General features: G+C 48.1%; 12 protein-coding genes and 1 pseudogene. 3 read left to right on the top strand and 10 right to left on the bottom strand.

Translation table 11 applies throughout. The annotated features are described in order from the left end of the window. The 3 genes and pseudogenes from AC1S52_RS00830 to AC1S52_RS00820 form a co-directional block, all read right to left on the bottom strand. A pseudogene (locus AC1S52_RS00830) lies at nt 1–137 on the bottom strand (photosystem II q(b) protein); the annotation flags it as partial. Between the two features lie 355 nt (nt 138–492). Continuing rightward, nucleotides 493–843 (bottom strand): DUF1815 family protein, encoded by a 351-nt coding sequence (locus AC1S52_RS00825; RefSeq protein WP_482027144.1) that lies wholly within the window; start codon nt 841–843, stop codon nt 493–495. A gap of 421 nt (nt 844–1,264) precedes the next feature. Further along, on the bottom strand, nt 1,265–1,486 hold the full coding sequence (locus AC1S52_RS00820; RefSeq protein WP_482027143.1) for a DUF2839 domain-containing protein: 222 nt from the start codon (nt 1,484–1,486) through the stop codon (nt 1,265–1,267). Between the two features lie 332 nt (nt 1,487–1,818). Between AC1S52_RS00820 and carB the strand changes: the two genes are divergently transcribed. Next, nucleotides 1,819–5,058 carry a carbamoyl-phosphate synthase large subunit gene (carB, locus tag AC1S52_RS00815; protein WP_482027142.1) on the top strand — a complete coding sequence of 1,080 codons (3,240 nt, stop codon included), beginning with the start codon at nt 1,819–1,821 and terminating at the stop codon, nt 5,056–5,058. Between the two features lie 619 nt (nt 5,059–5,677). Continuing rightward, nucleotides 5,678–6,634, top strand: a complete 957-nt coding sequence (locus AC1S52_RS00810) for an RNA polymerase sigma factor, RpoD/SigA family (protein ID WP_482027141.1) — start codon at nt 5,678–5,680, stop codon at nt 6,632–6,634. Nucleotides 6,635–6,822: 188 nt separating this feature from the next. On the opposite strand, the gene AC1S52_RS00805 is transcribed toward AC1S52_RS00810, so the two are convergent. Beyond that, complete coding sequence (locus tag AC1S52_RS00805; RefSeq protein WP_482027140.1) at nt 6,823–8,247, bottom strand: sensor histidine kinase; 1,425 nt, start codon at nt 8,245–8,247, stop codon at nt 6,823–6,825. 19 nt (nt 8,248–8,266) lie between these two features. Between AC1S52_RS00805 and AC1S52_RS00800 the strand changes: the two genes are divergently transcribed. Continuing rightward, the gene (locus AC1S52_RS00800; protein ID WP_482027139.1) at nt 8,267–8,521 is read left to right on the top strand and encodes a hypothetical protein; all 255 of its coding nucleotides are present in this window, start codon (nt 8,267–8,269) and stop codon (nt 8,519–8,521) included. Nucleotides 8,522–8,837: 316 nt separating this feature from the next. Here the strand turns inward: AC1S52_RS00800 and AC1S52_RS00795 are convergent, their stop codons facing one another. The 6 genes from AC1S52_RS00795 to AC1S52_RS00770 all read right to left on the bottom strand — a co-directional run bounded on the left by AC1S52_RS00795 (nt 8,838) and on the right by AC1S52_RS00770 (nt 12,075). Further along, the gene (locus tag AC1S52_RS00795; protein WP_482027138.1) at nt 8,838–9,365 is read right to left on the bottom strand and encodes a hypothetical protein; all 528 of its coding nucleotides are present in this window, start codon (nt 9,363–9,365) and stop codon (nt 8,838–8,840) included. A gap of 1 nt (nt 9,366) precedes the next feature. Continuing rightward, complete coding sequence (locus AC1S52_RS00790) at nt 9,367–9,813, bottom strand: Tse2 family ADP-ribosyltransferase toxin (RefSeq protein WP_482027137.1); 447 nt, start codon at nt 9,811–9,813, stop codon at nt 9,367–9,369. Between the two features lie 53 nt (nt 9,814–9,866). After that, on the bottom strand, nt 9,867–10,109 hold the full coding sequence (locus AC1S52_RS00785; protein WP_482027136.1) for a phospholipase D-like domain-containing protein: 243 nt from the start codon (nt 10,107–10,109) through the stop codon (nt 9,867–9,869). A 313-nt stretch (nt 10,110–10,422) separates the two neighbouring features. Continuing rightward, complete coding sequence (locus tag AC1S52_RS00780) at nt 10,423–10,584, bottom strand: hypothetical protein (RefSeq protein ID WP_482027135.1); 162 nt, start codon at nt 10,582–10,584, stop codon at nt 10,423–10,425. Continuing rightward, nucleotides 10,581–10,877, bottom strand: coding sequence for a hypothetical protein (locus tag AC1S52_RS00775; protein WP_482027134.1), 297 nt, complete (start codon nt 10,875–10,877; stop codon nt 10,581–10,583). Before AC1S52_RS00775 ends, AC1S52_RS00780 begins: the two co-directional genes overlap by 4 nt. Before the next feature lie 187 nt (nt 10,878–11,064). Further along, nucleotides 11,065–12,075: an AbiTii domain-containing protein gene (locus AC1S52_RS00770; RefSeq protein WP_482027133.1), complete on the bottom strand. Its 1,011-nt coding sequence runs from the start codon at nt 12,073–12,075 to the stop codon at nt 11,065–11,067. Between the last annotated feature and the right edge of the window lie 283 nt (nt 12,076–12,358).

Genomic DNA, 12,358 nt, shown 5'->3' with positions numbered 1-12,358 from the left:
ATGGTAGCGGTCAGCAGAGTGGGGATCATCAACACGCCAAACCAGCCTACATACAGGCGGTTTTCGGTGCTGGTCACCCACTCGCAGAACTGACTCCAAAAGCTTTGGCGCTCAGCGCGCTGTAAAGTTGTCGTCATGGTTTATAAGTGCGATAAACGAAATTGGTATAGATAATCGACTTGTTACAAGTCTTAATAATGATAGTAAGGGGGATTTTCCGATTTGTAAAGTAGTGTTGCAAAATTTGTTTCAAAATCTAAAGTTGGCTCCAAAAACGTCGCCCCCTGACCGAGATTGATCAGGGGGCAGATATTGAAATAATTTCCAACAACACAAGTAAGCTAGGTGGATCGAATCAAAGGTAAAGCCTGCGGCATGGCTGAACGCCAGGCTGGGCTAGAGCGATCGCGGAACCCAAAGATCGTAAGCACAAAATCAACCTACACAGAACCGATATTTTTAATAAGTTCTACCTGCTTAGTCCGCCTGTCCTTAAATGAAAGTTTCAGCAGCGATCGCGGGCCGATATTGGGAAGGCTTGATCTGATGCTTCACCAAATTGGCAAGTTCCTGAAGTTGGCTGATTGCCTCTGCCCCCTCCAACTTCATCAATTCACGGTCATCTCGCATCTCAGTCCAGGTAATTCCATAATCGGATACCAGGAAGCGAATCAAGTGGTTATCTCCCAAGCTGACCATGAAAGAAGCGCTGTTCATCTGTCCGCCACAGGTATAGCAAGATGCCAGATATCCCTGACGCTCCAGCACAATAGCAAGTGCCTGAAGATTCATCACAAGATCCTGAACAAATTGCCGGTGTTGATCTGCAAGTCTAAGGAACACAACCGTCCTCCTATCACCACACCTAAAATTCTAAACGTTTTTAATACTTTCTTAAGAATTTCACTGGAAAAAATGAAGGCACCAGCAGCAGATATAAAAGTTGGGAAAATCGAATGAAGCGAAACTGTACTCTAGCCTTAGTTAACTGACTTCCTTTATCGTCAGTATCCGTAGAAACAATCAACCAGCTTAAGTCACTAAAACTGATTCAAGTAAACAAAACAAACAATTTCGAGCTTAGTACTTTATGCCCCCTCCAGCCAACTGTCTTTAGACAGATTTGCCAAATCTCAAGTTATTGAACCCAAACTAGAGATCGATCTTAGGTTGAGTCTGCCTTTTTAAGGCAAGAGGGACATCAGTATTTGAGGAATTTATCACTATTCTTTACAATTTTGGCAAGGGAATTTCGCCTGATCCCTTATGGCAACTGCTCTAACTGCCACCAACCAAAGGCGGGACCGATAAATCGAATGGTAATCCAAACGAATACTAGAATCCCAATGCCTGCCCAAGCACCCCGAGTCGTCCATTGAACAAACTGACTTGCCTGAGTTTTAGTGATTGGCAACCACGGGAGAACGTTTGGCTCCTGACCGTACTTTTCTCCAAGAGCTTCCTTGCGCCGCTTTGACTCGCCCATAGATGCGATCTCGCTTCCTAGATGTATCTATATAAATAGTTTACCGTGCGAAGTTACCAATCTGGTTCCTCTGGAAGCCCCTGTCCCCTCTGCTTCAATCAGGATCTTAAATCAGATATATAGCGTTTTTGAATCCAGTGAGGTACATGGATAGTCATAGAACCCTTGAGTCAAACAGATGAGATGTACCTTACCCAGAAAGGAAACGCTATATAGGCAGTCCTATTAACATTGGTGAAAATGAGAAACCTTGGGATTAGATAAAGCGCTACCAACTGAAGGGGCGAAAACTTCTACAATAGGTGAGATTTTTCATCCCTGCTGCAAGCCCTATGCCTCGTCGCAATGATCTCCACAAGATTCTACTTATTGGCTCTGGTCCAATTGTGATTGGGCAAGCCTGTGAATTTGACTACTCCGGTACCCAAGCCTGTAAAGCCTTACGTGAAGAAGGTTATGAAGTGATCCTGGTCAACTCAAACCCAGCAACCATCATGACCGATCCGGAGACGGCAGACCGGACTTACATTGAACCGCTGACTCCAGAAATTGTTGAAAAGATCATTGAGAAGGAACGCCCAGATGCCCTGTTACCAACCATGGGCGGGCAAACCGCGCTCAACCTGGCAGTGGCGCTAGCAAAGAATGGCACCCTGGATAAATATGGGGTGGAGCTGATTGGTGCAAAATTACCCGCGATCGAGAAGGCAGAGGATCGCAAGTTATTTAAAGAGGCAATGGAAAAGATTGGTGTGCCGGTTTGCCCCTCTGGACTGGCAACCACGCTGGAGGAAGCACGGACGATCGCCCATCAAATCGCCAGCTATCCTATTATTATTCGTCCGGCATTTACCATGGGTGGTACGGGCGGTGGCATTGCCTACAACCAGGAGGAATTTGAGGAAATTGCCCAATCGGGGATCGATGCCAGCCCGGTGTCCCAGATCTTGATTGAAAAGTCGCTGCTGGGCTGGAAAGAGTATGAGCTAGAGGTAATGCGAGATCTGGCAGATAACGTTGTAATTATCTGCTCGATTGAAAACCTGGATCCCATGGGGGTTCACACGGGTGATTCGATTACCGTCGCCCCAGCCCAAACCCTGACCGACAAAGAATATCAGCGGTTACGGGATGCTTCAATTAAAATCATCCGAGAAATTGGAGTGGAAACAGGCGGCTCTAATATTCAGTTCGCAGTGAATCCCGTTACGGGGGATATCGTTGTGATTGAGATGAACCCGCGTGTGTCTCGCAGTTCTGCCTTGGCATCAAAAGCAACGGGGTTTCCGATCGCCAAAATAGCAGCCAAACTCGCCGTGGGCTATACCCTGGACGAGATCCCTAACGACATCACGAAAAAGACTCCTGCCAGCTTTGAGCCTACGATTGACTATGTAGTAACAAAGATTCCCCGCTTTGCGTTTGAGAAGTTTCCCGGTTCTCAGCCGGTGTTGACGACTCAGATGAAGTCGGTGGGAGAAGCAATGGCGATCGGGCGCACGTTCCAGGAATCTTTTCAGAAGGCACTCCGTTCTCTGGAAACGGGACGGGCAGGCTGGGGATGTGACAAGCCAGAAAAATTGCCCAGCTTAGAGCAAATTCGGGCTGGACTGCGGACTCCCAACCCAGAGCGGATTTTTATGCTTCGCCATGCCTTACAGATGGGCATGACGGTAGATGAGATCTTTGAACTGACTAGCATCGATCCCTGGTTCCTGGATAAGATGCAGGAACTGCTGGAAACGGAAAAGTTTCTCAAGCGGACCCCGCTCAAAAGCCTGGTTAAGGAACAGATGTTTGCTGTCAAACGGCAGGGGTTCAGCGATCGCCAGATTGCCTTTGCAACTAAAACCACCGAAGACGAAGTTCGCTCCTACCGCAAATCCCTGGGGGTGATTCCGGTGTATAAGACGGTAGACACCTGTGCCGCCGAGTTTGAAGCCTTGACACCCTACTACTACTCTACCTACGAAGAGGAGAGCGAGGTTTTGCCATCTGACCGGCGCAAGGTGATGATCCTGGGGGGTGGTCCCAACCGGATTGGACAGGGGATCGAGTTTGACTACTGCTGCTGTCATACCTCCTTTGCCCTTCAGGCGGATGGGTTTGAAACCATCATGGTCAACTCCAACCCAGAAACCGTTTCAACCGACTATGACACCAGCGATCGCCTTTACTTCGAGCCGCTCACTAAAGAAGATGTGCTCAATATTATTGAGGCGGAGAATCCAGAGGGGGTGATTATCCAATTTGGTGGGCAGACACCGCTGAAGTTAGCCGTGCCCTTACAAAACTATCTTGCCAGTGACCAGTGCCCGGTTCAGACTAAAATCTGGGGGACTTCTCCCGACTCGATTGATACGGCTGAAGATCGGGAGCGGTTTGAGAAGATTCTGCGGCAACTGGACATTAAACAACCCCCGAATGGGATTGCCCGCAGTTACCAGGAAGCGGTGGAAGTTGCCCGCCGGATTAACTACCCAGTCGTCGTGCGTCCCAGTTACGTGCTGGGTGGGCGGGCAATGGAGATCGTCTATTCCGATGCTGAACTGGAACGCTACATGATCTATGCCGTTCAGATTGAGCCAGACCACCCAATCCTGATTGACAAGTTTCTGGAAAACGCAGTGGAGGTGGATGTGGACGCGATCGCCGATCAGACCGGGCAGGTGGTTATCGGTGGGATTATGGAGCACATCGAGCAAGCCGGGATTCACTCTGGCGACTCTGCCTGCTCGCTTCCGTCAGTCTTCCTGAGCCAGACCGTCCTGGATCAAATTCGCCTCTGGACAGTGGAACTGGCGAAAGCCTTAAAGGTTGTGGGTCTGATGAATATTCAGTTTGCGGTGCAGGGCGAACAAGTCTACATTTTGGAGGCAAATCCCCGTGCTTCCCGGACAGTGCCGTTTGTCTCCAAGGCGATCGGGGTGCCCCTGGCAAAAATGGCAGCCCGGATTATGTCTGGCAAAACGCTCGTCGATCTCGACTACACGAAGGAAGTCATTCCCAACCACATCTCTGTTAAAGAAGCCGTGCTACCGTTTGAAAAATTTGCGGGCACAGACACGATTCTCGGTCCTGAAATGCGTTCTACCGGCGAAGTCATGGGGATCGATGCCAGTTTCGGGGTTGCCTTCGCGAAAGCAGAACTAGCCGCCAATCAACGCCTGCCTCTGAGCGGCACCGTTTTTGTATCGATGAATAACCGGGATAAAGCGGCAGTCGTGCCAGTGGTCAAAGATCTGATGGAGTTAGGGTTTTCCATCATTGCCACCGAAGGTACCCGCAAGACGCTGCTGGAGCATGGGCTAGAGGTAGAACTAGTGCTCAAACTGCACGAAGGACGACCCCATATTTTGGACTCGATCAAAAATGAGAAAGTGCAATTAATTATTAACACTCCATCCGGAGAAGAAGCACAGGCAGACGGTCGCCTGATCAGGCGTACCGCCCTTAGCTACAAAATTCCTATCATCACCACCATCGCCGGAGCGAAAGCCACTGCCTCAGCCATTCGTTCTTTACAGTCCCAAGAGTTGTCTGTGAAAGCCTTGCAAGATTATCTGAGCTAGATAGTAGAGTAGGTAGTCAGTAGTTAGTGGCTGGTCATAACTTTCTCTACCTATTCACCGACCTCTCTACCTAATCGTTAAATTTGATTAAACTTTCTTGCACACTTTTCTAACAGTTTGGAAATGATTCCAATTTCTCTCATTCAGGTTTGTAGATTTTGTTGTGCTGGATGCATTCGCCCGAGTGAAGACTGGGTACTCTTGGATATAAGTAAATACAGGCTTCTATCAAGGGTGGTAGACGGTTGCTCCAGATTCGACTTGAATAAATCGCTCTCTGGGGGTATACGTCTTCCCTCAGAAATGTTACACTTCTTAATAAGTTAGAAGTGAATAGGGTAACGGCATCAAGGCACCGGGAAATTCTCGATGGATTGATAGCCGTCCTCGAACTCCATTGATACTTGATTATCGGTAGATTCCCGGTTGCCGTTCTTCCTTGATTTTTGGCCCTTAATCCTTTTGCTTCGTTTTATTTCGTTCCGAGAATCTGAGCCTATAGAGGGTTATTTAAGTCATTGCCTTAGTTATAAGGTTTTTAGGCTATCTTTGGTATTCTTGACGGCTACTGTTTTCTTTAACCGAAATTTCCGGTTCCCACATGTAAGTGTAAAGCACTATGAAGACTGCTCAGACCTCAACCGATTTAGTGCGCTCCTATCTGAGAGAAATTGGACGTGTTCCGCTGCTAACCCACGAGCAGGAAATTCTTTTTGGCAAACAGGTGCAGCGCCTATCGGCTCTGTATGAAGCGCGAGATACTCTGGCTCCTCAACTGGGTCATGCTCCCACATTGCAGGAGTGGGCACAGCGAGTTTCTCTTTCTGAGGATGCTCTGCAACAGGCGATCGCAGAAGGTGAACATGCCAAGCGCAAAATGGTTGAAGCAAATTTGCGTTTGGTCGTTTCGGTTGCCAAAAAGTATACGAAACGAAATGTTGACCTGCTGGACTTGATTCAGGAAGGGACTATTGGAATGCAGCGGGGAGTAGAAAAGTTCGATCCGACGAAGGGATATCGCTTTTCGACCTATGCTTACTGGTGGATCCGTCAGGCAATTACGCGAGCGATCGCGGAGAAGGGGCGCACGATTCGCCTGCCGATCCACATTACTGAAAAGCTGAATAAGCTTAAGAAAGCGCAGCGTCATCTGGCTCAACAGCTAGGGCGGGCAGCGACGGCGGCTGAATTGGCGGAAGAGCTAGAAATGACTCCCCGCCAGGTACGGGAATATTTGGAGCGGGCACGGCAACCATTGTCTCTTGACCTGCGGGTGGGGGATAACCAGGACACTGAACTGGGTGAATTGCTCGAAGACACGGGCGCTTCACCAGAAGAGTTTGCGACCCAGTCTTCTCTTAAAGCTGACCTGGAAAAACTGATGGCAGACTTAACACCTCAACAGCGGGAAGTGCTGGAACTTCGGTTTGGGCTAGAGGATGGTCAGTCGTTAACCCTGGCAAAAATTGGCGATCGGCTTAACATTAGTCGTGAACGGGTTCGCCAGATTGAGCGGGAAGCATTGAGCAAACTACGCAAACGGAAAGCGGCGATCGGCGAATATCTGGCAAGCTAAATTCCTAACACCTGCCTTGATTTCTCAATCACTTCTTTTAGGATGCAAGCGTTTGGTCAAGAAGCTATGGACACCAGCGTCTATAGCTTCTTGATCGTCAATTTTCTATCCCTTCGCGGTCAACCTGCCGATACATAGCTGTAGCCAGCAGTAGGCAAAATTGATTGGAAATTACTCCAGGTCGGTCGTTACTCTTTCTGCGGCAGTGTCACTGTCACCGTTGTTCCCTGATCAACCGTGCTATCAAGCTGGATTTGTCCCTGATGGTTTTCAACGATCGCCTGGGCAATCGCTAATCCCAATCCAGATCCGGCACCGGATTTCTGGCTACGGGAGGGGTCAACCCGGTAGAAGCGATCGAACAGTCTGGGTAATTCTTCTGGGGGAATGCCAATGCCGGTATCACAGATGGTGATTTGTAAGGAGTGGCTTCCCGGTTTGCCGGTTTGCTTCAATTGAACCGTGATCTGCCCTGCCGGTGGGGTGTATTGCACGGCATTACCGATCAGATTGGTGAATAGACGAGCCAGTTGGTCTCGGTCTGCCTGAAGGACTGCCCAGCTTTCTGAAATTGATCCTGGGGCGATCGCAACTGGTGTCAACCTGGGGGAGGACAAAACTTGATTGCCAGAACTGGAAGCTGGTTTCAGTGAGGGTTTTTCTAGAATAAAGGCAAGTTGAACTTCTTTTTCCCCGGCAAGCGTCTGTTGTTCTTCCACTACATCCTTCAGCAATCCATCTACAGCTACTGTTGAACGCTGAAGTTGCACCATGCCGCTGTCCTGTCTCGCCAGAAATAGAAGATTATCGACCAGTCGCCCCAGTCGTCGCGTAAGCCGTTCAACCACCTGCAAATGTTGCTGCTGGGTGTGGGGCTGAGGATCGGGGTCCGCCAGTGCGACTTGGACATTGGTTTGAATGATGGCGATCGGGTTTCTAAGTTCGTGGGAGGCATCAGCGGTAAATTGCTTCAGCCGTTGATAGGACTCCCGCACTGGCTCCATGGCTAAGCCTGACAGAAACCAACCGATCGCCCCCACGGCTCCAATCGTTATGGCTGTCCACAGAATCAGGTCAAAAAATAACTGGCGCACTGGCTTGGTCACCTCAAACCAGGGATGGCTAACCCGCAAATATCCAAGCACCTGCCGACCCACTTCGACTCGGTGAGTCACCTGCCGCAGAATAAGGGGAGCGGGGGGCGGGGCGTAGGGCGTGGGCAAATCTGCTGGCTCCTTAATCACATAAACCGTTTCCCCATCACTATCGGGATGGAGTGGAACGTCTAAGGTCTCAGAGAAAGTAGACCAGAGAATTTCTCCTCTAGAGTTAAACCACTCCAGGTCAATGTGGTCGTCTTCGTCGGTGGCTGTACTATCCCGAAAACTGGCTTCGACATTCACCCGCAGCGGTCCCCCTTCAAAGTGAGGGTTAACTGGTTCAATCACCAGCGATCGCCCAACGACTTCCACCACATGGTTCAGCGTGTCATCAATCCGCTCAATCAGCGTCCCACGCACATAGAGATAAAAGCCACTGGCAAATATCAGCAACAACACCGCTGTAACCGTGGTATACCAGAGGGCAAGCCGCCGCCGTGTCGTTTGAAACATGGATCCATTCACTTTTATTATGGATGATTTGGAGTTGCCAAACCCCAACATGACTTCTATTCAATCTGCCTCTAGCTTATTAGAACAGGTTCAGCAGCTTGAATACACTTTGGATGATGGATATGCTTACCCGTTTGATCGCCTCCACAGCTTGATTGAAAGAGAGCAGTCAATAAACTTCTTCGGAAATAAGAAAAAATCAATTTTTGAGTCAGAATCGAACGATCTCAAAGCTTATCGTCCATCTGGGTGCAAAGCCATTTATTTCCAATAACGTCTGATTTATAAATTCCTAACTCAGGAAATGGCGCAGAATCATTTGTTATCCTTTGTGCTGTCACGTTTTCCATTTGAGTTACAGATTTGCTTAGATAGCAAATCTCAAGTTTGTGGATATTGATTGTAGATATAATATTTTATTAGCTTTCGGTTACACCCTTACCAAGAACTAAGCGGCATATCGGTGAATTTGTGCAGCGGCAGATAACCTTGAACGCTCACCGATAACCTCTGTCCGGTCCGCACCAACGCATTGTTAGCACGTGCCGCAACCCTGGACTTGCGTTGCGAGATCTCCTATCTGCTAAGTCTCATGTGAGAACAAGTAGCTCCTTGAGCTTGTTTTTCAAATCTGGCGACACCATCAGTGGTTTGTAAACTTCGCCTTCGTAGGGCTGCCAAACGTAGCCAGAACTGAAAGGTCGAAATAAGGTCGAGGCTCCGAGCGATCGCCAAACCGTCTCAGCCAAGACTAAACCTGGAAAACTGGGAACGGTCGCCTCTGATATTAACTCACTATAGGTTCTAAATTCATCAACTTCTACACCAACCAAGGCATACCGAAAGGACGGAGCAGATTGCAACCGTTGATAGAGTAAGATGCCCAACTCCGTCATCTGGTAAGCAATGTCGGATCTATCAATTCCCATGTCACTGATGCCACTGGGACAAACCTGACACCACCAATTTTCTTCAATATCCTGAAAAGCTGCTGTATGGCATTGGGACTGATGACCGTTGGAAAGAACCAAGGAAAGACCGTCAAAATGCTGTGCGAATTGCTCAGCGGCAACCCGATCTGCACCACATTCAGCCGATAAACTAAATGCCCACACCATTTTAACTAACCCTCTCCCAGTCATTTTGGGTATTTGCCAGTGCGGTCTCGTACTTTTCCAAAAGCATCGTTACTCTTGGCATAATGCTAACGTGTGTGGCGCTGTCTTGGACAGCCTCAAGATCACCATCGATTTTGCCATCTTCAATTTGCCACAGGGGATCTCTCCCCATCCCGCCAAAAGCTGTAGGTCTGCGAAAGGCAGGTAAGCTCTCGATCGAGAGTGATGTGGACATTCCTTTCGTGCTTCTAACGGCTACAATCACTACCTCCCCTGTGGCTTTGCGTTCTGCTTCGGGTCGCAAGTATCCCTGGTCATCCAGCCAATCTTTTGGTATTTCTTCAATATCAATGTCAATGCCAAGTCTCACTCCCAAGAGTCGAGCACTACGCCCCACTTTAGGTTTACCGTTTGCTTCTGCCATGCCTCGATAGTAAAGTTTTATCACGCAACTGGAATGAACAACTCAATTTCAAGAGCATAGATCCAAAAGCCTTCAATTTATCTGGCGACTTCGCCTTGAACCAATAACCCCATTTCTAGATGTCTGCCCAATCCAGGAGCCGTTAAGTTGGCGCTACCCACATAAGCAGACAGCCCATCCGCCACACAAAATTTGGCATGGGAACCCAAGCGTTGGGCATCGGTCATGTTTTCCCTGGGCTGGAATAGGCGTAAACGTCCTTGAGCATTTTGGCTTAACCAAGTGGTATCCAGGGTTTGTAAGCCTTGACCTGTCCCCACCGACAGCCTAAGCGTGCTAACAATCCCGTTGCACACCGACCGTATAGAGTCTCTTCGTTGAGTTCGAGCGGTTATCTGCGGCGGGTGAACGGGGACGTTAGACTGTGCCAACTTTGCGGAGTTCGATCTGTCCGCCTTCAAAAATCTGCATCGTTAGCTGATAACCCTCCATCAGCGACATTCCAACAAGTGGTTCTGAATCAGCTTCATCTACTGAAATTGTGACCAGTGCCCCATCCCAAACGACAACTGCTTCGTAAACGTCGAAAACACATTCACTACCATCTCCAAGAATTGCTCGTCCTCGCCTTTTCTATGTCAAATGCAGTTGAGTGATTAGGTCGGGAGGCAGAGAAAGCCAGCCGTTAAAGCCTGTATCTACGATCGCATCTTGTGTGAAGACTTTGCTATCTGAGCGACGGATTGAGAGCGGAATGATAGGTTCAAATTCTGCATTGATTACTCCAGTAATCATGCATATCTCCGAGTACGTCCACCAAATCGACGGACATGACGAGAGCCAATGCGGACAATCCAGATTTGAGCATCAGGATGACGGGCTTCGAGGCGACCGCAGGCAGCAATTTCACTTGCATCAACTTCAAAGTCTCCGGTTTCGAGATCGATCGCCACTATCTTGCCCTGATTGCCTCCCTCGACTTGGGAACGCACCTGAGATTCGTAAATCTCATCGCCACGCCGAGCAAACTCTTCTTTGCTGTAGCGGGGTTGCCGTTGGTGAAACCTCTCCTCTGGAGAAACTGTCATCGGTTTGACCTCGATGCGATTTGACTCTCTCATTTTAGATTGAAGAGTTGATCATGCGGCTCAGCGCTTGCGTTGGGTTTCGCGATGCTCTACCCGAGCGACAAGATCTTAGCTGGACTTAAAGTGGGTGAAGTAAGTTGGCAAAGAGTTGTTGGGTTTTCTTCGTCAACCCAACCTACAGGCTATGTTATGCCGTCGCTTCAGCATTCAGTCTAGCAATCTCCGCAATCATTAGATAGGTGTGAATCACAGCTAGACGTGCCTCCTCAAGGGTCACATCATCATGAACACCTTTACAGGCTTTTTCATACACAGCATCTAATCTTGCTGCTAGATGTTCAATTTCTGCACTTAAAATTGCTTCTGTGCTTCCACTTTGAAGCCTTTGTTCCAAAAATGCAACTATTCTATTTTTATATTGCTCTTGACCGACTTTTCTGGCTTTACCTTTTCCATCTACATAATTATGCTCAGATGCAGGAAAAATTACATCTGCCAAAGACATTAAAAGGCGACGACAAGAAGTTAAGGCAGCCGACCTTGATTCAGCATCCTCTTCTCTCATACGTTCATTTATCGCAACTAATTTCTCAGCAGCTTCAGGACATTTTGCTCGGATAAAAGTATCAACATCCCTACGAGCTTGTTCAAAGATATCTTGTGCAACATCACCAAACTCAATAGCTAGGAAGCATTCTGTAGCATAGCTATGAATAGAACTTTTAAGAGCAGAGAGTAGCGAGGCATTCTGCTGATAGGCAGCCTTCGTGCTATTGAGCAAATTAGCTTGTTGTTTCATTAATTGTGCTGTAGCACTTGCAACTACAAAGTTTTCCGCTATAGCCGGGGGGTGATTTGCATTGAAACTGGACAAGGTTGCTTCATCTGCTTTACAACGGGCTTCTAGTGAGGGCAAACTCATTTTCCAATACCTGCCATCAGTTAAACGTCCTCCTGATTCTGCGTATCTCCTGCACGTACCAAGTTCTGAAAATAAAAACTTGTCAGGATAACCTTTGAGTTCAAAATCCAACCATTTCTGTGCGTCTGAATCTCTTAAAAGACGTGCAAGCTTTTTAGCCTTCATCAGATAGCGTTCGACTGGCAAGTCTTGGCTTTCCATTTCGCTCAGCAACTCTCTTACAGTAGAACGCGCCTCATCGATCCTCGAGCGAATATTACTACCGTTTCCGATCATTTCAATACCTTGTGTACATGCTTTACTACAGTCTAGATACGAATCTAGCAATAAGCTAAAGTTGACCTCCTTCCGAAACTCAAACCAATAACTTAAACCGTCATCTCGTCAAAAAATCTCAGTTTTGAATATTTAATATTGAAAGGGCACCTCGATTAATTGGTTTTCTAGCAATTTTCAGTCTCATAACAGTCTCATGGTCAATTGCTGGGCTTCGGCCAGCAAAATCTGCGGCGCATAGAGCGTCTAACCTGACTCAATACCCGATTTTGGGCAGATCTAT

The organism is Kovacikia sp. CALU 1929 (assembly GCF_056784235.1).
Note: the sequence above shows the minus strand (reverse complement) of the source record. Positions and strands in the feature narration are given on the sequence as shown.